Source organism: Paenibacillus sp. MER 180 (assembly GCF_023713665.1).
In the GTDB taxonomy this organism is placed as follows: Bacteria; Bacillota; Bacilli; order Paenibacillales; family Paenibacillaceae; genus Paenibacillus_B; species Paenibacillus_B suaedae.
Genome location: NZ_JAMAVT010000005.1, coordinates 344,834 through 365,273, shown reverse-complemented (window position 1 = coordinate 365,273; position 20,440 = coordinate 344,834). Strand labels below are relative to the sequence as shown.

Sequence of the window (20,440 nt, the reverse complement as noted above, 5' to 3'; positions counted from 1 at the left end):
AGGAACCGAACTATGTGGAAAACGTTGAAGCAGTGGATTCCAAGTGTAATTGTCGCAGTCGGTCTGTCATTATTCATTAAAGCATATGTCGCGGAAGCGATGAGTGTCCCGACTGGCTCGATGATCCCGACGATAGAGAAGAAGGATCACTTGATCGTTGAGAAAATGATGTGGTTAACCGATCTAAAGCATGGGGATATTGTTGTATTTTATCCGCCAGTTGCGGAAGACCGGTATGTAAAACGGCTTATCGGCTTGCCGGGAGATCGCATTGAAGTTAAGAATGGACAGCTGTATCGGAATGATGTTCCAGTCGAGGAGCCATACATTCAGGAGAAGATGAACTATTCCTATGGGCCGATTACGGTACCACAGGCTCATTATTTTTTCCTTGGAGATAACCGGAACAACAGCTTCGATTCCCATCTTTGGGATAAGCCGTTCGTGAGCACAGACGAAATAATCGGCAAGGTGCTGGCTGTTGTACCGACACATATTTTTAGCCAATAGGCGTCGCCATTTATCCATTCATACAAGTAGAAGCTGTAAGACCTCACCTGTGATTACCTGTTATTAATCAAGGGTGGGGTCTTTTTATGCAAGGTATGACCCTCGATATGTATTTGGAACCTCTGTTGCAGAACATCAATATTTCCCATAGCTATTCAAGCATAGATGGGAGGATTGAGATTGGCTTTGGTAGCGGGGAAAAGAAAACCCTCTGTATGCTGAGCCTATTAGCTCGCAACAGAGGGTGTGTACATGGTAAGTTAAATAAGTAATTCTAAGTCTCGATTCACTTATGCTTGATTTGCAGTATTGCGAATATGCTTCTTGCGGCCGATCTGAATGAGCGTCAAGAAGAATGCTGCCAATACACCGCTTCCAAGCAGCATCAGGAAGCAGCCGTTCCAGCCGGAGGATTCAACGATAAATCCAACGAGTGCGCTTGCAGTCAAGTTACCGAACAAGTAAGCGAACAAACCAGTCAAACCAACCGTTGTACCTACAGCGAACTTCGGTACGAAGTCGATTGCGCTAAGGCCAATCAAGAACTGTGGTACATAGATGAGACAGCCGATAATGGATACGGCGATCGTAATTACGAGCACGTCCGAAGACTGCCAATATACGAGCGTAGCCAACAAGACTCCGACCATGCTGATGATACAGAGCGGCATCCGGTTGCCTTTGAACAACTTGTCGCTAAGGATACCGACTACGAGCGAGCTTACAATGGCTGCCCATTCGAATACAGCAAATGCAACATGAGATTGCGATTGTGTGAAGCCTTTTTCTTCCGTCAAGTATAATGGTACCCAGTTCAAGACACCGAAGCGAATGAAGTAGACGAATACGTTCGACAAGCACAGGAACCAGATAAATTTGTTTTTAAGTACGTATTTAAACAAGATTTCTTTCAAGGACAGCTTGTCGCCGTCTGGATTGCGTTCTACATCATCATAATCGTTGCGATATTCGTCGATTGGCGGAAGGCCGATCGATTGTGGCGTATCCTTACCGGAGAACCATACGAATACGGCGATAACCATGGCCATAATCGAAGGAACGACGAAAATTGCGGATTGCCAGTAAGCATTGCCGAGAACCCCTAATGCAACACCGACGATTGGTGCAATAAGGCCTCCGCCGATATTATGGGATGTATTCCAGATTCCCATATAAGTACCGCGCTCTTTCTTCGAGAACCAGTTCGCCAGTGTGATACTGCAAGGAGGAGCACCCATGCCTTGGAACATCCCGTTCACGATAAGAAGCATGAAAATGAGACCGAACGTGGAAGAAGAGCCCATGATAAGGTTAATAATGGCAGACAAGAACAAACCAACAGCGATAAAGCGCTGTGTATGGGCTTTATCTGCCAAGTTCCCCATGAAGAACTTGCTTATCCCGTAAGTGACGGCGAGTGCCGAGCTCAACAAACCAATTTGAGAAGTGGTAAACCCGAGCTCACTCTTTAAATAAGGTGTGGATAACGTAAAGTTGCTACGTACTAAGTAGTAGCCTGCATAACCGATAGAAATACCGATCAATGTACGAATCCGGAAGATTCGGTACAATTTCGCGATCATGTGCTCCGGCAATCGTGGTATGGCGGGAGCTTTTTTCAACCAAGCAAACATTCTTCATTCTCCTTGACCTTTTGTGTCTGCACGCAAGTTGTTCCATTGATTCAAAATCTGTTCATGTCTGCGTAGTGAGCTGTGTACGGGAAGTACAGCTGAATTCGAAATATCCTGTTCGTTCTGATGAACGGTAGGAGTACCGAACGATACTTGTTCCAGAACAGCTGCTGCCTCTTGGGACAAGCTGTAATTAATGAACCAGTCCGCAGCGGTCTCATTAGGTGCATTCCGAATTTTAGAGATCCCGTTCACAGATAAGCTCGTATCCTTCGGAACACTGCTAACAAGATCGAATCCTGCATCGCGCAGCTTGCGCTGATCTCCGAGGAAATTGATACCGATTACATACTCGCCTGAACTAACGTATTGAGCTGGCATGTAACCGTTCACTGTGAGAAGCCCAACATTGCGGGTAAGACCCTTGAGAAAGGCCGTTGTTCTCTGCTCGCCCCATGCCTCGTATAAGGAGGAAAGGAATGTATATGCCGTTCCGGAGTAATTCGGATCGGGCATAACGATCTTCCCTTGGTAAGCAGGAAGAAGAAGATCTTCCCACTTCTTAGGCATCGTTAAGCCTAATGGCGCAAATTCCTTATTCCAACGGTCACGATTGACAGCAATAGACAATTGTTCAATCTCATATCCTGCCCAATACCCATCTTCATCCTTGAAGGAGCTAGGAATCGCAGCGAGATTCGAGCTGCGGATAGGGGAGGAGAGCTTCTCCTGTTTCATTGTCAAATGCGCGTCAATCGTTCCGCCGATGACGAGATCCGCTTGCGGTTTGGCAGATTCCTGTGTAACACGCCGCAATATTTCTTCTGTGGACAAACGAATGTACTCATACGTACAACCTGTTCGTTGACAGAATGAGGATAGCAATGCGCTACCGACTTCCTCACGAGCAGCGACGTATGCAACGATATGGCGCCCATTTAATTGGGGCACACCTTGCTCATCTACGGTGATCGTATTTTGATCTTTGGTACAGCCTGCCTGCGTGAATAGGCAGATAAATAATAGAAGGTAAAGGAATCGTGTCATTTTGATTGTGCCCCTATGTTCTTCCCATGAAGTAGTGACCCCAATTTTGTCCGCAAATAGATTGAATTGCCGTTGTCATCCCCCATGTATTCCATGACGACGTAATCGGCGTATACGACCATATGCAGCAGATTGTTGCGGTCATTCAGCATCTCATTATCCTGTTTGAAAGCGGTAATATAAGCGAGCGGCTTTTGCTTGCGCAGCAGCAGCAGCTGTTTCATCTCTACCGGATCCTTAATTTCAGATGCCTGACTTATCTGAGATACCAAGTAACCCTTTTCATCATCTTGCAGACTTTCCTGAATACCATCTATACGATAGGTAAGCTCTTTGGAAGAGCGGATAAATTCCGCATAATGTTCTGGCGTATAGAACAGACTTAACAGCTGCGTCTGCATAGCAGACAGCATTGGAGTCTCATGTCCTGGGCCGTAAGACCATTTGCCAAGGGTTAAGGTATTTTCGAGCGAGAAGGTCTGCTCACTTCCGTTCAAATAGCGAATTCGTCCGGAGAACATGGCATGTCCTTCATCTCTCGCAGTCATTATCTGCTTCGGTTCATACTGCTGCTTAATGCGATCCACATAGGATACAAATGCATGCAAACTTACCTCGTCATTGACCTGGAGAGTTCCCCATTTCCCATGAAAGATAGTTGCCTGCACGGGAAGGGAATCGCTTACTTTTTGCAGTACTTCATGCTTATCATAGATAAGGCCGACTTCTTGATAGACTTGTTCATTCAAGTAATAGCCGGCGATCATCAGCACCAGAATGACACCTCCAAATAGGAAGGCATTCCTTAACATCTTGTTCATCCTTCATTATTCTCCTTGGACAGAATAAACGACTATCATTTCATAATCGCCTCGTAATTGTTTCGTAAATGTATTATTTCGTGAAAATCGGCAGCGGATGTGAATCAAGTGCTGCTGGTGAACGAAAATCCAGCGTAACAATAGTTCCGATTCCCTCCTCGGAATGGATAGACATCGAGCCGCCTTGTCTTGTCATTAGCTGTTTGCAGATGAGCAGACCGAACCCGTTGCCTTCGCTGGAGCAACGAAGGGAGTCATCTGCTGATGCGATCCTGAATCTCTCAATTAGTGAGTGACTAAGTCCGATACCATCATCTTGGAATGTAATGGATACTGTCTGCTCACTGGTGCGCTGTTGAATGATGAGTTCAGACGCATCGCTATATTTGATTGCATTATCAAGCAGATTCAACAAGATTTGCTTTGTCTTATCCGGGTCGGCTACGACCATAGTGGAGATTAGCTGATTCGTAAGCTTAATCTGATATTTATCTAATCGTGGCTGAACAATATAGACAGCCTCATTTGCAATGGTTGCGATATCACATATGGTAGGTGACACTGAGAATGGGCTGTCGCTATATTTCGACTGAGACAGTAGTTCCTCTACTAGGGTAAGCATTCGTTCGCTTTCGACGGAAATATGGCGCAGGCTCGTCTCAACATCCTTACTGTCCTTCAACCGCGGAATTAAATTTGAGTACCCCATAATTGCAGTCAGCGGAGTCTTCAGCTCATGGGTGACCCGATCGAGGAAATCACGCTGCTTGTCCTTCTCCCGACTTAATTGCTGTACATGAAGCTCGATTGCATCGGCCATAGCATGGAAGGAATGGGCGAGTTGGCTGATCTCTTCATAGGCGCTTAATTCGATGCGTGTACTATAATTGCCGCTTGCCAGCTTCTTCGCCATATCTCGCAGCTGCTCGATAGGCTTGCTTAATGATTTCGCGAAGCGATTCGCAATAAGCACAGCAACGGCAAGAATGAGAAGGAATGTAATCGCAAAGGTCGCATTCATTCGATTCAGTAATTGAGCCTCTTCTTCCAAGGGTTGAAGAAAACGAATCAAGCCGATGACTTGATTATCCACATAGATAGGACTCGAGAACAGGAGCAGCGGCGAAGGAGAAGCTTTTTGAATCATATAGGACTTGGTCCCATGCAAAGCTTGCTCCGTATCTTGATTTACATAAGACAGCGATCCGCGTTCCGTATCCGAAAGGACATGCTGCTGTGCATTCATGATCTGTACCCGGACACCCATCCGTTTGGACAAATAAGAGGCAATGAGCGTTGCTCCTTTTTGAAGCGTTTCTTTTGGTTCGCCCTGCTGCTCGCGTTCCACATAATTGATCGTATAGATCTGGGCCTCGATGCTGAGCTTCTGCAAGGAATGAACGGCTGATTGATAAATATTATTCTGCAGTGAGATGTCGAGCACAATATAAAGAAACAACATAACGGGTATGAAAAGGGCGAGTAGTGCCAAATAGATTCGTTTCTGTAAAGTCATCGGTTGTCCACCTTGTAATCATCATAGCCAACTGTGTCAGCAATCAATTTTATAGCCAACTCCATAAATGGTTTTGATACGATCACCTTCATTGCCGAGCTTTTTGCGAAGGCGCTGAATCATAATATCAACGGCTCTCGTATTTTCTGGATAGTCGAGCTTCCACACTTTCATGAGAAGATCGTCACGTGTAAATATGCGCTGCTTGTTCGAAATGAGCAGCAGAAGCAAATCATATTCACGATAAGTTAATATTAGTTCCTTGTCATTTACGTGGATAGATCGCTTCTCTGAATCTACCCGGAACGGGCCACATTGAATAAGGCAGCCATTGCTGTCATTTACTTGAATTGGCTTATTCAATCTGCGTTCGATAACTTTAATTCGAAGCAGCAGCTCCGTGCTATGGAAGGGCTTGACAAGGTAATCATCTGCTCCTAATTGTAGTCCGAGCAACTTGTCATTAATTTGTCCTTTGGCAGTAAGCATGATAATCGGAATATCCGCGTTGCTAGCGCGGAACTCGCGAAGCAGCTGATAGCCGTCTGTATCAGGCAGCATCACATCGAGAATAATGAGGTCGATATGCTCTTTCTGCCACTGCTCATTGGCTTCGCGGCCGTTAGCGGCGGTATGTACTTGGTAACCTTCGATCTCCAAATTAAGTCGAATGAGATTCAAGATACTCTCTTCGTCATCGACAACTAGAATATTCATCGTGTTCTCCTCGTTGATTAGGAATAATAATGCTTATTTATAAAAAACAGCCTTGGAAAAGGCCACTGCAGAGATCCTGAATGAACCACACCCATAACTGTACACGATAAGCGATGCAAGCATGTGTGGTAATGTTTGCTAAATATACAAAATTAAATGGTTCATTAGCCCTATAAAAACCATCTTATCGCCTAGAAGATATTTAAAATTTGTCAGTAATATAGTATGATTGTCGCATAAATACGGTTGCTTTGAAATGATGGCAAGTGCCTATCAACAAAGGGAAAGAAGGTGTCTGAAAGTGGGGCATGTCCATCATATTCATGGGACATATGATTTGTTTCTCGTTATCGTTTCTTATTTAATTGCTGTAACTGCATCCTACTCTGCATTGGATCTTGCCGGGAGAATCAGTATGAGCAAAGGAAACAGAAGGTTAATCTGGCTAATATGCGGGGCAACATCAATGGGATTGGGCATCTGGTCCATGCATTTTGTGGGGATGTTATCCATGTCGCTGCCGGTGAAAGTTACATACGACATCGACTATGTAGTTATCTCCGTAATACTTGCGATTTTCGTCTCAAGTATCTCTCTCTTTACCGTAGCGAGGAAGAAGATCGGCATTGTCGAGCTTATCCTATCAGGCATATTGATGGCGCTTGGAATATCTGGCATGCATTATGTTGGCATGAATGCGATGATGATTGGGATTACCTATGATACAGCAATGGTGATTTTGTCGATTGCAATCGCGGTGACTGCTTCTGCGATCGCTCTGTGGCTTCTATTCTATTTCCGCAAGGATCAAGCAGGAAGCGGAACATGGTACAAGCTGGGAAGTGCGCTGATCATGGGCGCTGGCATTGCAGGCATGCATTATACAGGTATGATTGCAGCTCATTTCTACATTGATCCGAACATATATCGGAGATCCGCCTTATTGATCGATCCGGCAGTGCTCGCTTACATTATTGCCTGTGCGACATTCTTGTTACTGGGCATGACCTTATTCGGCGTATTTATTACCAGACGTCTGTCCCAGAAAGATTCTGTGATTCAAGAACATGCTGGTTGGTATCGGACATTGTATGAGAACAATGTGGATGGAATCATATCCGTAGATACGAACGGACAAATCATTAGCATAAATCCTGCGGTCATTCGGATGATTGGCGGGCATGCGGAAGAATACATAAACCAAAATATATCCAATATTGAAGCGATCGTTGCCGATGATTTAACTGAAAGAGCACGCAAGTTGTACGATATTGCGATTGAAAACAAAACACATAGCTATGATACGGCAGTTATTGCGAAGGATGGGCGTCGGTTAGAGCTGAAGGTAATTATCGTACCGGTGGAGATCGAAGGTGAACTGGCAGGCAATCATGTTATCGCTCGGGACATAACGGAAGAGAAGATAGCGAAGGAACAGATCCAGCATCTGGCCTATCATGATGATCTGACCGGATTGCCGAATCGTCGCATGTTCAACGAGATTCTGACACAGCTCATCAAGGATTGTGAACGGGAGGGTGGATACTTCGGCGTAATGGCACTGGATATTGATAGGTTCAAGTTAATTAATGACTCGCTTGGACATACATACGGCGATATATTCCTGAAGGCTGTAAGCGATCGAATTATCTCCAGCGTAGAAGGGTATGAAGCAACGATTTCACGGCTCGGAGGCGATGAATTCATTGTACTCTGCCGTACGAATCCGGATGGAACTGATTGTGAGAAATTGGCCACGCGCATCGTCGAGGAGATGCGGCAGCCATTCCGTCTGAAGGATAATGATTTCTACATTTCAACAAGTGTCGGCACGGCTATTTATCCGAAGGACAGCACAGATCCGGTTGAGTTGATTAAGAAGGCCGATGCAGCTATGTACGAGGTGAAGAAACACGGCAAGAACGGGCATCAATTCTACACTTCTGATCTCGATGTTGGCCTGTTAGGCAAGATCGAGCTGGAAGGCGACTTGCGCAAGGCAGTACAGAAGGGAGAGCTAGTCCTGCATTATCAGCCTCAAATCAGTACGGAAGAGAACAAAATGATCGGCGTCGAAGCGCTCGTGAGATGGAACCATCCGACGCGAGGCCTGTTAATGCCAGGGGCCTTCATTCCATTAGCCGAAGAGACAGGAATGATTAGTGAAATCGGCAATTGGGTCATTCGGGAGGCATGCCGTCAGATGAAGGAATGGCATGATGCGGGAGGTCCGCTTATTCCTGTATCTGTCAACCTGTCAACACAGCAGTTCCACCATTCGAATCTCACCGAGCAAGTGAAGCTGGTACTGCACGAAACAGGTCTGCCCTCGCAATATTTGGAACTCGAAATCACGGAGAGCATGATGATGGATGCGGGGATATCCACGACCATTCTGCATGAACTCAATAAGCTTGGCATTCGCATTAGCTTGGATGACTTCGGTACAGGATATAGTTCTCTCAGCTACTTGAAGACGTTCCCGATACATAAGCTGAAGATTGATAGATCCTTCATTACGGATATATCCAGCAGCGAGAATGATAAAGCGATCGTTGCGACCATTATTTCCATGGCGAAGCATTTGAAGCTGAATGTTATTGCAGAAGGAATTGAGACGAAGGAGCAGCTGGATATTCTGACTGAGAAGGAATGTCGTGAAATTCAAGGCTATTACTTCAGTAAGCCACTGCCTGCAGCAGATGTAGAGCATTCATTTTTCGTGCCAATGCGTGAAGGGATCGCAACACATACGTACAAATTTGAATAAATAATTGTACAAAAATATAGTTATGAAGACATATGGAATATATGTCCTCATAGTCTGCAAGGATTATGACGTTTAAACTTTATAGAATTTTTTGATTAATTTCTCTTGCGTTTATGTGACTCATTTTTTTCACATCGTGGTTCTTTATTGGAGATTAATTAACAGCTCTGTATACAAATGGAGGAAGTGCTGTGAAGAAAGTCATAAATATGTAGTTTATCCTGATCCATTATGATGAGGGACGCATGCTTAGTTCAGCTGTGTGTCTATAGGTACGATGAACCTTTGCAGGTCGGATCGTTATCGGTAAGATGTGGACGAGATGATACATGAGCAATCATTCATATTATCTCATTCATATTCTAAAAATAAACGTGATGACACGGAAGGAGTTTTAATGGATGAATAGTAAACGTGAATGGAAATCAAATGTTAAAACGCTTATCATCTCATGCGGTTTTATACTGCTAGGAGCGGCGGCGACGGGTACATACGCAGGTACTGTTTCAGCACATGGTTATATGGAAGGGCCGACGAGCCGAGCTTTGTTGTGTAAACAAGGGGAGAACAAAAATTGCGGTTCGATTCAATATGAGCCGCAAAGTGTAGAAGCAAAAGGAAACTTCCCAGTAGGCGGTCCGAAGGACGGTGAAATAACAGGAGGTGGAATATTCCCAGAGCTGTTCGAGCAATCCGCAGACCGTTGGGCGAAAGTTACCATGCATGGCGGCAAAAATACGATGGCGTGGCATTTGACGGCTCCGCACAGCACGAAGGAATGGAAGTACTATATTACGAAAAAAGACTGGAATCCAAACGAGCCGTTGAAACGCTCGGACTTGGAATTGTTCGCAACGTTCCAAGATGGCGGTAAAAAGCCACAGACCAAAGTATCTCATGAGGTAACCATTCCAACAGACCGCAGTGGTTATCATATTATATTGGGTGTCTGGGAAATTGCGGACACAGGCAATGCATTCTATCAGGTCGTGGATGTGAACTTGGTGAACAATGGCGAGGTTCAGCCTCCAACGGTTCCATCTAATCTCGAATCGAAAATCCAAACGGCTGCAAGTATTGAGCTTGGCTGGGCAGCATCAAATGCTTCAAACGGCATTAAGCAGTATGAAATTTACCGTGATGGCAAACTTGTTGGCACATCCGTGACTCCATCCTATGTAGATAAAGGGTTAACTGCTTCCACTTCGTATGAGTATACCGTAGTCGCAGTTGACGGGGCCAACAATCGCTCAGCGGCAAGCAGCCCGCTTACTGTGACAACGAAGGCGGCTGTTGTGGATACAGAAGCTCCATCCGTTCCGACGAACGTAAGAGCGCCTCATACGATGACTTCAGGTGTTCATCTCGTATGGGATGCATCCAAGGACAATGTTGGGGTGGCCCAATACGAAGTTTTCCGCAATGGTACGTTTGTCGGTACAGCAGTAGAGCCATCCTTCATGGATCAAGGGCTGAAGTCTGGCACGACGTATACTTACACTGTAGTGGCTGTAGATGAAGCGGGCAACCGATCTGCGGCGAGCAATGCGGTTCAAGTGACTACGAAGTCGGATGAGCAGACATCGACGACCTGGGACAGCACGAAAGTATATGTAAGCGGCGATCGCGTCACTTATCAAGGTCTGGATTATGAAGCAAAATGGTGGACGCAAGGCGATAAGCCAGGCTCTTCTGATGTATGGAAGCTGCTGAGCGATGTGGCACAAGAGTGGAATTCTTCAACCGCCTATGATGGACAAGCTAAGGTGACATATGAAGGCGCCACGTACCAAGCGAAGTGGTGGACAAAAGGCGAGACGCCAGGAAAAACAGATGTGTGGAAGCTTGTAAAATAAAAGCATAGTTGAATACAACCCGAAAAAGCCGTTCTCGAACGAAAGAAGCCGGAGAATTTACACTCCATCCGCTCTCGTTATGGGACGGCTTTTTGCATGGATGTCGCTTCTGTTTACATTCCGTTTAAATTCATTGATTATGATGGACTCAACTTCACAAGTGGATAATATATAAGGAGCTGGGGATCAATGGATAGAGAAATAGAAGGACCGAAAGGGTCATTCGGAAATTGGCGGCAATTTTTACGCGTCATAAATGAGACAAAGCCATCGAAATTGATGCTATTTATTGCATTGCTGATGAGTATTGGTTCAACTGCAGTCTCACTGGTAATACCGATGTTTACGAAGGGGATGGTAGACAACTTCTCCCTGTCGAAGCTGGATTCGATGCAGATTGTGGCGCTGGCCGCAGCTTTCATTATTCAGACGGTTGCTTCCGGTTTATCGATATACATGCTGAATCTTATCGGCCAACGGGTTGTTGCAGGTTTGCGGGATCGATTGTGGAGGAAGCTCCTGATATTGCCCGTATCGTATTATGATGAGAACAAGACTGGTGAGACGGTAAGTCGAATTACGAATGATACCGGGATTGTGAAAGGGTTCATTACCGAGCATTTATCAAGCTTCTTCACGGGAATCGTTTCCGTGATCGGTTCATTTATCGTATTGCTGTACTTGGACTGGCAGATGACGGTCATTATGCTGGTTGTCATTCCACTCGCAGCACTGGTTTTACTCCCGCTTGGGAAACAAATGTTCAAAATATCAAAAGGCTTGCAGGATGAGACAGCGTCCTTCACTGCTGTATTAAGCCAAGTCCTGTCCGAGATTCGTCTCGTGAAAGCATCGAATGCAGAGTCCAGAGAATATGAGAACGGACGCAAGGGCATCAATAACTTGCTTCGTTTCGGCATTAAAGAGGGTGTCGTTCAGGCGTTGATCGCTCCGATCATGTCCTTTGTATTAATGGTCTTGCTTGTTGTTATCATCGGATATGGTGGAATGCGGGTATCCTCAGGCGTGTTGTCTGCGGGTGAGTTGGTTGCCTTCATTTTGTATCTGATCCAGATCGTGATGCCGATGAGTCAGCTATCGATGTTCTTTACGCAGCTGCAGAAGGCAATTGGAGCAACGGATCATATGATCTCCATCTTCGATGCAGCAGAGGAAGATCATGTACATGGCAAGCAGGTGGAACAAGCCGATCAACCGATACAAGTGGAGAATGTCCACTTTGCTTATGCTCACGGTGAGCCTATACTAGAGGATGTAAGCTTCACGATTCCTGCTGGAAAAGTGACGGCAATCGTAGGTCCAAGCGGCGGTGGGAAGACCACACTGTTCTCGCTGTTCGAACGCTTCTATTTGCCAACCTCAGGTGCAATTAAGCTTGGAGAGGTGGATATTAACGAGTTCTCTCTCCAGTCTTGGCGGACTCAGATCGGTTATGTGTCGCAGGAAAGTCCGCTTATCGATGGAACGATTCGCGAGAACATCTGCTATGGTATGAATCGTGAAGTGACGAACGAAGAACTGGAACGTGCCGCACAAATGGCATATGCAGACGGCTTCATCCAGGAGCTTGCCGATGGGTATGAGACCCCTGTAGGTGAGAGGGGACTTAAGCTGTCTGGCGGACAGCGGCAGCGCATCGCAATTGCACGGGCACTGCTGCGCAACCCGCGTATCTTGATGCTGGATGAGGCGACATCCGCGCTGGACAGCAAATCGGAAATTGTTGTACAGAAGGCATTGAACAATCTGATGCAAGGCCGTACCACGCTCGTGATTGCACATCGATTGTCTACCGTTGTAGATGCGGATCAAATCCTGTTTGTTGAGAAGGGCCAGCTAACAGGCTGCGGCACCCATGCGACATTGTTCGAGACGCACGAAATGTACCGTGAATTCGCTGCACAGCAGCTCCGCATTCTGGATGAATCGGAGGAGGCTTGCTAGTAGGAAGAAAGGGGCGGTAATGAGTAGATGGCAACCATACTCGTCGTTGACGATGATCCACATATTCGCAAGCTAGTCACCGTATTTTTGCAGAAGGAGGGCTTCAAGACCATTGAAGCCCCTGATGGAGTTGAAGCTCTTACCCAAATGGAGAGCAATAAGGCTGACTTGGTTGTGCTCGATATTATGATGCCGAACATGGATGGGTGGGAATTGTGCCGTGAATTAAGGGCGCTGTATGATATCCCGCTCCTTATGCTAACCGCTAAGGGCGAGACATCACAGAAGGTCAAAGGGTTCAACCTTGGAACAGACGATTATCTAGTGAAGCCTTTCGATCCGATGGAGCTTGTCGTTCGCGTCAGAGCGCTGCTCAAGCGGTACCAGATCGCTACATCAAAAATCGCTCAGTTCGGACGTATCGTCATGAACCAGCATACATTCGAAGTAACCACTAGCGATGCGACGTTTTCATTGCCTTTGAAGGAATTCGAACTATTATTCAAGCTGGGCGGATATCCAGGTAAAACCTTTTCCAGGGAACAATTGATAGAGGATATATGGGGGTATGACTACGAGGGTAATGAGCGGACAGTTGACGTGCATATTAATCGCTTGCGGGAGAGGTTCCCTGAGACTGAACATGGGTTCAAGATCAAGACGATTCGCGGGCTTGGCTATAGGCTAGAGGTGCTCGAATGACGCTTCGTGAACGGTATACAGCCTTTAAGGCGACGAAGACTGGCCGAGTTGTAAAATTCATAACAGGAATCGCAACCATATTACTTATCATTCTGGCATCCTGGTCACTATCGTATTTGGTCAATCCTTATGTGATGAATTGGTTCGGATGGAACCCTGACAGTTATTGGGCTTTTCTCGTATTGTGTGTGATGGGTCTGTTGTTTTTCATCATGGTAATTGCAATCATGTTTCCATTTGTCCGCACCAAGCATATCAAGTTCTATCAAACCATTCTGGATGCGCTGAAGAAAATTTCCCAAGGAGATTTTAATATTAGTATTCCGATGAATGAGGACTTCCGAGATGAATATGGATCCCTCGTGGAGGGAATTCATCAAATGGCAGACAGCTTAGGAGAAATGGAACAGATGCGGCAGGAGTTCATATCGAATGTCTCGCACGAGATTCAGTCACCATTGACCTCGATTCGCGGATTCGCACGTGCCTTACAGAGTGAGGAACTGAGCGAAGAAGAGCGTCTAAATTATCTTCAAATCATTGAAATGGAGACGATGAGACTATCCAAGCTTAGCGAGAATTTGCTCAAATTAACGTCACTGGAATCGGAGCACCATCCGATGGAAATGAAGCGCTATCGATTGGATCAGCAGCTTCGTAATATCGCGTTGATCAGCGAACCCCAATGGCTGGAGAAGCGTATCGAATTAGATTTGAATGTAGATAAAATGGAGATTACAGCGGATGAAGAGATGCTGAGTCAAGTATGGATGAACCTTGTGCATAATGCGATTAAGTTCACGCCTGAAGGTGGGGCTATTCATATCGAGGCGCGCATGTCTAATGGAACGGTTGAAGTGTGCATTAGCGATAGTGGGATTGGGATTGATGAGGAGCATATTCCGCATTTATTTGAGCGGTTCTTCAAGGCAGATGTGTCTCGCAATCGTACCATCGCTGGTAATGGGCTGGGGCTGTCGATTGTGCAGAAGATCGTCCAGCTTCACTCCGGAGATATCCAAGTGTCAAGTAGGAAGGGAGAAGGGTCATCCTTCTGTGTGAAGCTTCCCTTAGACCCAAATGCGGCAGAATCATCTATCTTAGAAGCAGGAAGCGCCGGTTTACGCAAGTAGCGTGAGCGGCGCTTTTTTTAGTAGATTTAGTTTTTCTTTCTTGGAATGGATAAGGTGCTCCATTCCTCGGACTTCAATTGCTTGGCAGCGTACACAATTTGGCCGACATGATAGGCGTAATGAGACATCTGGCGCTCGATGGCCTCCATGACAGTGTGTGGCTGCTGTCGGATCGTCACCGTCTTGGTAAGATCGTCGACGGTTAGCGATTGAAGGGTGTCCAGAAACACCTTCCATCCCTGGTTCCACACATCAAGGAGCATCTCACGACTCGTAATGCTGTCCTCGAATTCTCCATCTCGATTGCGATCGTCCTTCTCGCCGTCTGTATTGAGGAAGTCGGTCCAGCGTGAGATCATATTGCCGCTCATATGCTTTACGATGACCGCGATGCTGTTCGAGTCCACATTGTAAGACCAGTTCCACTCTCCGTCCTCTAATTGTTCAAACGCTCGTTCACCCATCTTCTTCAATTCTACGAATCTCTTATTGACGACATGCAAATAATGCTGGGCGATCTGGCTTTCCGCTTGCAACACCATACGAATCCTCCTCCTCGAATGAACATCGTTACTATACGGCTACGGATCAACACGATATAATGAGTGGCATAGCAATTTCCTCTTGCTGGAAATGATACTTCGTATTATGCAATGAATATGAACTGTGGGCAATGGCAATGAGCAAATTTTGTATAACAGAAGAGACGAAAGCGAAGCTTATCGTACAGTTGTACGAAAATGGGAATCATTCGTGATAGTGGATCAATGAAGGGTTTGAATGAGACGAAAATGATGTGGTGGAGGATATGTAGATGGATCGACGAATAAAGCGACGCCTGTGCGCCTTATTGATTTGTTGTATCGTGTGCTGTATAGCCGGCATCGTATTTCTGATCCAATTGAAGGGGAGTAAGGACTCTAATTTCATGCCAGCGGCCATGTTCGCAGTAATGTTGTCGCTCTTTTTTGCAGTTGGTAATACGGCAGTGCTTATCGGCCTGCTTGCGCAGCGTCGAGCTATGAGGAGAATACAATAGTATGTAGGCAGCAGCTTGGAGATTTTTCACCAAGCTGCTTTTTTGCATGTTGCACGAGTTGCAGCTATTCATTTATAGACATTCGACCGGCAAATCAGAGAATGTTATGATATTCACAACACAATAGAAGCGATGCAATTACCCAGCGGCAGAAACAACGGCAGTGAAAAGAAGGTGTGTGAACGTGTACTTTGATCGAGAGACGATTTGGAATAGATTGCATGCCCAATTGAAATCAAATGGGCACATTATTGGCGTAGCAGCCGGTGCAGGGATTTCGGCTAAATATGCAGTAAAGGGCGGCGCCGATTTCATTTTGGCCTTGAATTCGGGGCGCTTCAGACAGATGGGCTTAAGCTCTCTAGGGGGACTGCTCCCATTTGGGAACTGCAATGAGCTCGTCATGGAATTTGGCTCGAAGGAAATTGTACCGCTCGTCAGAGAGGTACCGGTGATGTTCGGGTTATGCGCAACAGATCCGACGATTCAGTTGGAGGCCTACATTCAAGAAATTCGGAATAAAGGCTTCTCAGGAATCAACAATTACCCTACCGTTGGACTGATTGGCGGACAATTCGGCGAGGCGCTGGAAGAAGCGGGTATCAGCTTCGAGTCGGAAGTGGAAGCGATCCGTATCGCAAGCGGGATGGGCATGTTCACGATTGCGTTCGTGTTCAACCAGGAACATGCGCACCAGATGGCAGCAGCCGGTGCAGATGTGATCTGTGCTCACTTAGGATTTACGAAGGGCGGCGTTTTAGGTGCGTCGAAGGTGCTTTCTTTGAAGGCAGCCGCAGACTTGGCAGCGCAGATTTTCCAAGCGAGCGATAAAATCAATCCGAATGTGATCAAGATGATCTATGGCGGTCCAGTCAATACGCCGGCTGATGTGAAATATATGTATGACAATACGAGCGCAGTCGGATACTTGGGCGGCTCATCATTTGAGCGAATTCCTTCAGAGGCGGCGATTACGAAGACTGCGATTGATTTCAAGGAAGTTGGGTTAACGGAGCAAGACAAGCTGCTTCACAAAATGCTCGAAGGCGTGACGAAGCATTACGATTATGTGCAGTTCGTGAAGGAATACGTTGAGGCGAACTACATGCATGATATTTCGTTTGCGGAGCTGGCTCAGGTTGCACATCTGTCGAGAACCCATCTGAGTTATTTATTCAAGCAAGAGGTGGGATGTACATTTCCAGAATACTTGACTAGATTCCGAATCAATAAGTCGATCGAGTTGATGAAGCAGCGTCATTTAGATTTGTCGGAGCTATCCGGCTTGGTTGGCTATAATGATTATGCGCACTTCAGCAAAATGTTCAAAAAGACAACGGGATTGTCTCCAAGAGAATATCAACGACAATACAAAAACACATGAACATCGTACAAATATACATGAATCAGTATCGGTATCGCTCTATACTTGAATTGTAAGCTGGCTTAGGTAGTTCATATAGATCAGTACTTCATATACTTCCACTTCATAAGGAGGTTGTTATATTGAAAACAGTGGCGATAGTCGGTACGTTCGATTCCAAAGGAGAAGAGTTTTTGTATGTAAAGGAAATTCTAGAAGGGCTTGGATTGAATACGCTTACGATTCATAGTGGAGTATTTGATCCGATGTTCGTTCCCGATGTATCGAACGAGGAAGTGGCTAGAGAGGTGCAGGCGGATATTTATGAAATTGCCTCCAGGAAGGATCGCGCCTTAGCAACCGAAATGTTGGCCCAAGGAATGGAGAAGCTGATTCCAAGGTTGTATTCGGAAGGGAAGTTCGATGGCATCCTCTCCTTCGGCGGTTCCGGTGGTACTTCTATTGTAACACCAGGAATGAGAGCGCTGCCAATTGGGGTGCCGAAGATCATGGTATCGACGGTTGCTTCTGGCAACGTAGCGCAATACGTAGGCACAAGCGATATTATGATGTATCCATCGATCGTCGATGTGTCGGGCTTGAACTCGATCTCGATACGCATTTTTACGAATGCCGCACTTGCGATTGCTGGCATGGTGAAGGAAGAAGTAGCGGTGACGGTAGAGAAGAAGCCGCTAATTGCAGCCACGATGTTCGGTGTGACAACCCCTTGCGTCAATCATGCGAGAGAGTACTTGGAGAAGCATGGATATGAGGTTGTTGTCTTCCATGCGACAGGTGCAGGCGGGAAGACGATGGAACGCTTGATTGAATCCCACTATTTCGATGGTGTTCTGGATTTGACAACAACAGAATGGTGCGACGAACTGGTCGGCGGTGTGCTGAATGCTGGGCCGCATCGGCTGGAGGCCGCAGTACGAGCTCAAGTGCCTCAGGTCGTATCGACGGGGGCGCTGGATATGGTGAACTTCGGGCCATTCGATTCCGTGCCGGAGCAGTTCCAAAATCGTAATTTCTATAAGCATAATCCGACCGTAACGCTGATGCGAACCACGGTTGAAGAGAATATAGAGCTCGGTAAGATCATTGCCGATAAGCTGAATCAAGCAACTTCACCGACAGTGCTGATGCTGCCGTTGAAGGGGGTATCCGCACTGGATGTAGAAGGACAGCCATTCTACGGGATGGAAGAGGATAAGGCTTTATTCGATACACTTCGTACGCGGATCAATAAGGAAGCTGTAGAGCTTATTGAAATGAATGCAGACATCAATGACGAACAGTTCGCAATCGCAGCAGCTCAGAAGCTCATTGAGCTGATGAAGCACAGCAGCAGCGAAACTTACATCAAGGAGGAAATACAATGAAACAATCACGCCAAGATATCATCAATAAATTGAAGCAACAAGTTGCCAATGGTGAAATGATACTCGGAGCTGGGGCAGGTACGGGGATTTCCGCTAAGAGTGGAGAAGCGGGCGGCGTTGACTTAATCATCATTTATAACTCAGGCAGATATAGAATGGCGGGACGCGGCTCACTTGCAGGACTGCTCCCTTATGGCGATGCTAACCAAATCGTAGTCGACATGGGCGCTGAGGTGCTGCCTGTCGTGAAGAATACGCCGGTACTTGCGGGTGTGTGCGGGACGGATCCGTTTCGCATCATGGAAGTGTTCCTGAAGCAATTGAAGGAACAGGGCTTCGCGGGTGTGCAGAACTTCCCGACAGTTGGACTGATTGACGGGGTATTTAGAGCGAACTTAGAGGAAACAGGCATGGGCTATGACCTAGAGGTAGATATGATTCGCCAAGCACATGAGCTCGGCATGCTGACGACGCCATACGTATTCGATGAAGAACAGGCGATTAAGATGGCGAAGGCAGGGGCTGACATTCTGGTTGCGCATATGGGCCTGACGACGAAGGGTACCATCGGAGCGAAGACAGCATTGACGCTTGATGATTGCGCGAAGAGAGTGCAGGCAATTGCCGACGCAGGTCGATCGGTTAATCCAGATATACTCGTTATCTGCCACGGAGGCCCGATCGCTGATCCGGAGGATGCGCAATATATCTTCGAACATACAACAGGCATCGATGGATTCTTCGGGGCATCGAGTATCGAGCGCTTTGCTGCAGAAGTTGGAATCAGACAGCAAGCCGAAGCATTCAAGAATGTGAAGTTGAAGCAGCAATAGAACATTAGCATAGCGGGGGAGTGAGGCTCTCACATCGTTCGTTGTGGTTTGCAGGTCTCATTTTCGCATGAAGATGTTTGAATTTGAATATACAGCACATGTGCATCATTTTGCATATGCAAAGGGGCTTGCTGCGCTTATGCGGCAAGCCCCTTCGTTATGTGTTTTTGTCTATCTTAGACTTTGCGGCTTCCCAATACGCGGAGTGCAATGACCGCTAGAATAGCGCCAACGAATGGCGCTGTTACGAACACCCACAGTTGGGACCATGCTTCGCCGCCGAGCAGTACAGCAGGCCCGAAGCTGCGGGCAGGGTTAACGGATGTTCCTGTCAATCCAATACCAAGAATGTGAACGAACGCAAGTGTAAGACCGATCACGATTCCGGCTACACTTCCCTTGCTTTCATCCGAAGTTACACCAAGAATGGCGTAAATGAACACGAACGTAAATACGATTTCGACAACGAATGCCATGATTGGAGTAATGCCGATGCCGTAACCAGCCCCGAATCCGTTCTGGCCAAGGTTCGTTACCGCAGTGCCCGTGGAATCAATGATTGCATACAGCAATCCAGCGCCTGCCACAGCCCCGATTGTTTGAGCGACAACATACCCGATGAAGTCTGTAACAGACATTTTTTTATTGAACAGCATAGCAAGTGAGACAGCTGGGTTGACGTGACATCCGCTGATTGGCCCGATTACATAGGCCAGCGCAATGATCGACAAGCCGAAGGCAAAGGCGATGCCGAGATTTCCGAGCTGTGCTCCTGCAGTTGCTGCGCTTCCGCAACCGAACAGAACGAGTACAAATGTACCGATAAGTTCGGAAAGATATTTTTTGATTGGTGAGTGCATGTAGTTCCTCCTTGTAATACTTACGAATTGTCAATGACAAATACCATATACACCTTTGAAAACCATAAAGAAACATCCAATATTTTCTGAAAAGTCATTAAAAATGTCCTTTCTCTGTTAAGACTATGCGTCATTCCAGCAAAAATATGTTGAATCCGATTCAGAAAAAGGGCATTTGTCTTACCTTTGAAGATATAACGCGAATAAAAGAGGAAAACGTAGGCTGATGGAGAAATTTATATCAGATCGAGGGGTGGGTAAGAATTCCAATTGGTAGGTAGCGAAA

The 20,440-nt window shown here is 46.4% G+C and carries 17 protein-coding genes; 10 read left to right on the top strand and 7 right to left on the bottom strand.

What is annotated here, in order from left to right; genetic code table 11:
• Nucleotides 1-12 precede the first annotated feature (12 nt).
• Nucleotides 13-510, top strand: a complete 498-nt coding sequence (gene lepB, locus M3661_RS10970) for a signal peptidase I (protein ID WP_065290570.1) — start codon at nt 13-15, stop codon at nt 508-510.
• Nucleotides 511-800: 290 nt separating this feature from the next.
• Here lepB and pgtP read toward each other — a convergent pair whose 3' ends face one another.
• The 5 genes from pgtP to M3661_RS10945 form a co-directional block, all read right to left on the bottom strand.
• On the bottom strand, nt 801-2,144 hold the full coding sequence (gene pgtP, locus M3661_RS10965; RefSeq protein ID WP_021255145.1) for an MFS transporter: 1,344 nt from the start codon (nt 2,142-2,144) through the stop codon (nt 801-803).
• Nucleotides 2,145-2,147: 3 nt separating this feature from the next.
• On the bottom strand, nt 2,148-3,197 hold the full coding sequence (locus tag M3661_RS10960) for an ABC transporter substrate-binding protein (protein WP_397376515.1): 1,050 nt from the start codon (nt 3,195-3,197) through the stop codon (nt 2,148-2,150).
• Nucleotides 3,188-4,012, bottom strand: coding sequence for a DUF3919 family protein (locus M3661_RS10955; protein ID WP_065290568.1), 825 nt, complete (start codon nt 4,010-4,012; stop codon nt 3,188-3,190). The genes M3661_RS10960 and M3661_RS10955 overlap by 10 nt, the downstream gene beginning before the upstream one ends.
• Nucleotides 4,013-4,085: 73 nt before the next feature.
• Nucleotides 4,086-5,528 (bottom strand): sensor histidine kinase, encoded by a 1,443-nt coding sequence (locus tag M3661_RS10950; protein ID WP_065290567.1) that lies wholly within the window; start codon nt 5,526-5,528, stop codon nt 4,086-4,088.
• 36 nt (nt 5,529-5,564) lie between these two features.
• Nucleotides 5,565-6,245: a response regulator transcription factor gene (locus tag M3661_RS10945; RefSeq protein WP_065290566.1), complete on the bottom strand. Its 681-nt coding sequence runs from the start codon at nt 6,243-6,245 to the stop codon at nt 5,565-5,567.
• 415 nt (nt 6,246-6,660) lie between these two features.
• On the opposite strand from M3661_RS10945, the gene M3661_RS10940 reads away from it, so the two are divergent.
• The 5 genes from M3661_RS10940 to M3661_RS10920 all read left to right on the top strand — a co-directional run bounded on the left by M3661_RS10940 (nt 6,661) and on the right by M3661_RS10920 (nt 14,671).
• Entirely contained in the window at nt 6,661-9,015 is a 2,355-nt protein-coding gene (locus tag M3661_RS10940) for an EAL domain-containing protein (RefSeq protein ID WP_251484665.1), read from the top strand.
• Between the two features lie 401 nt (nt 9,016-9,416).
• Nucleotides 9,417-10,871 (top strand): lytic polysaccharide monooxygenase, encoded by a 1,455-nt coding sequence (locus M3661_RS10935; protein ID WP_251484649.1) that lies wholly within the window; start codon nt 9,417-9,419, stop codon nt 10,869-10,871.
• Nucleotides 10,872-11,060: 189 nt separating this feature from the next.
• Nucleotides 11,061-12,836 carry an ABC transporter ATP-binding protein gene (locus M3661_RS10930; protein WP_251484646.1) on the top strand — a complete coding sequence of 592 codons (1,776 nt, stop codon included), beginning with the start codon at nt 11,061-11,063 and terminating at the stop codon, nt 12,834-12,836.
• Between the two features lie 27 nt (nt 12,837-12,863).
• Entirely contained in the window at nt 12,864-13,538 is a 675-nt protein-coding gene (locus tag M3661_RS10925) for a response regulator transcription factor (protein ID WP_065290563.1), read from the top strand.
• Complete coding sequence (locus M3661_RS10920) at nt 13,535-14,671, top strand: HAMP domain-containing sensor histidine kinase (RefSeq protein ID WP_065290562.1); 1,137 nt, start codon at nt 13,535-13,537, stop codon at nt 14,669-14,671. Before M3661_RS10925 ends, M3661_RS10920 begins: the two co-directional genes overlap by 4 nt.
• Nucleotides 14,672-14,697: 26 nt before the next feature.
• Here the strand turns inward: M3661_RS10920 and M3661_RS10915 are convergent, their stop codons facing one another.
• Nucleotides 14,698-15,213 carry a DUF1572 family protein gene (locus M3661_RS10915; protein ID WP_065290561.1) on the bottom strand — a complete coding sequence of 172 codons (516 nt, stop codon included), beginning with the start codon at nt 15,211-15,213 and terminating at the stop codon, nt 14,698-14,700.
• Between the two features lie 272 nt (nt 15,214-15,485).
• On the opposite strand from M3661_RS10915, the gene M3661_RS10910 reads away from it, so the two are divergent.
• From M3661_RS10910 to M3661_RS10895, 4 genes are all read left to right on the top strand, one after another.
• Complete coding sequence (locus M3661_RS10910; protein WP_065290560.1) at nt 15,486-15,710, top strand: hypothetical protein; 225 nt, start codon at nt 15,486-15,488, stop codon at nt 15,708-15,710.
• Nucleotides 15,711-15,894: 184 nt separating this feature from the next.
• Nucleotides 15,895-17,094 (top strand): phosphoenolpyruvate hydrolase family protein, encoded by a 1,200-nt coding sequence (locus M3661_RS10905; RefSeq protein ID WP_251484644.1) that lies wholly within the window; start codon nt 15,895-15,897, stop codon nt 17,092-17,094.
• 122 nt (nt 17,095-17,216) lie between these two features.
• Nucleotides 17,217-18,461: a Tm-1-like ATP-binding domain-containing protein gene (locus tag M3661_RS10900; protein ID WP_251484641.1), complete on the top strand. Its 1,245-nt coding sequence runs from the start codon at nt 17,217-17,219 to the stop codon at nt 18,459-18,461.
• On the top strand, nt 18,458-19,294 hold the full coding sequence (locus M3661_RS10895; protein ID WP_021255131.1) for a phosphoenolpyruvate hydrolase family protein: 837 nt from the start codon (nt 18,458-18,460) through the stop codon (nt 19,292-19,294). Before M3661_RS10900 ends, M3661_RS10895 begins: the two co-directional genes overlap by 4 nt.
• 176 nt (nt 19,295-19,470) lie before the next feature.
• Here M3661_RS10895 and M3661_RS10890 read toward each other — a convergent pair whose 3' ends face one another.
• Nucleotides 19,471-20,154: an MIP/aquaporin family protein gene (locus tag M3661_RS10890; protein WP_251484638.1), complete on the bottom strand. Its 684-nt coding sequence runs from the start codon at nt 20,152-20,154 to the stop codon at nt 19,471-19,473.
• Between the last annotated feature and the right edge of the window lie 286 nt (nt 20,155-20,440).

Bases quoted from the DNA above. Each gene is read 5' to 3' on its own strand.
- M3661_RS10930 (WP_251484646.1), top strand. From the start codon at position 11,061: ATGGATAGAGAAATAGAAGGACCGAAAGGGTCATTCGGAAATTGGCGG.
- M3661_RS10895 (WP_021255131.1), top strand. From the start codon at position 18,458: ATGAAACAATCACGCCAAGATATCATCAATAAATTGAAGCAACAAGTT.
- M3661_RS10925 (WP_065290563.1), top strand. From the start codon at position 12,864: ATGGCAACCATACTCGTCGTTGACGATGATCCACATATTCGCAAGCTA.
- M3661_RS10940 (WP_251484665.1), top strand. From the start codon at position 6,661: ATGAGCAAAGGAAACAGAAGGTTAATCTGGCTAATATGCGGGGCAACA.
- M3661_RS10955 (WP_065290568.1), bottom strand. From the start codon at position 4,012: ATGAACAAGATGTTAAGGAATGCCTTCCTATTTGGAGGTGTCATTCTG.
- M3661_RS10935 (WP_251484649.1), top strand. From the start codon at position 9,417: ATGAATAGTAAACGTGAATGGAAATCAAATGTTAAAACGCTTATCATC.
- lepB (WP_065290570.1), top strand. From the start codon at position 13: ATGTGGAAAACGTTGAAGCAGTGGATTCCAAGTGTAATTGTCGCAGTC.
- M3661_RS10950 (WP_065290567.1), bottom strand. From the start codon at position 5,528: ATGACTTTACAGAAACGAATCTATTTGGCACTACTCGCCCTTTTCATA.
- M3661_RS10915 (WP_065290561.1), bottom strand. From the start codon at position 15,213: ATGGTGTTGCAAGCGGAAAGCCAGATCGCCCAGCATTATTTGCATGTC.
- M3661_RS10890 (WP_251484638.1), bottom strand. From the start codon at position 20,154: ATGCACTCACCAATCAAAAAATATCTTTCCGAACTTATCGGTACATTT.
- pgtP (WP_021255145.1), bottom strand. From the start codon at position 2,144: ATGTTTGCTTGGTTGAAAAAAGCTCCCGCCATACCACGATTGCCGGAG.
- M3661_RS10945 (WP_065290566.1), bottom strand. From the start codon at position 6,245: ATGAATATTCTAGTTGTCGATGACGAAGAGAGTATCTTGAATCTCATT.
- M3661_RS10920 (WP_065290562.1), top strand. From the start codon at position 13,535: ATGACGCTTCGTGAACGGTATACAGCCTTTAAGGCGACGAAGACTGGC.
- M3661_RS10910 (WP_065290560.1), top strand. From the start codon at position 15,486: ATGGATCGACGAATAAAGCGACGCCTGTGCGCCTTATTGATTTGTTGT.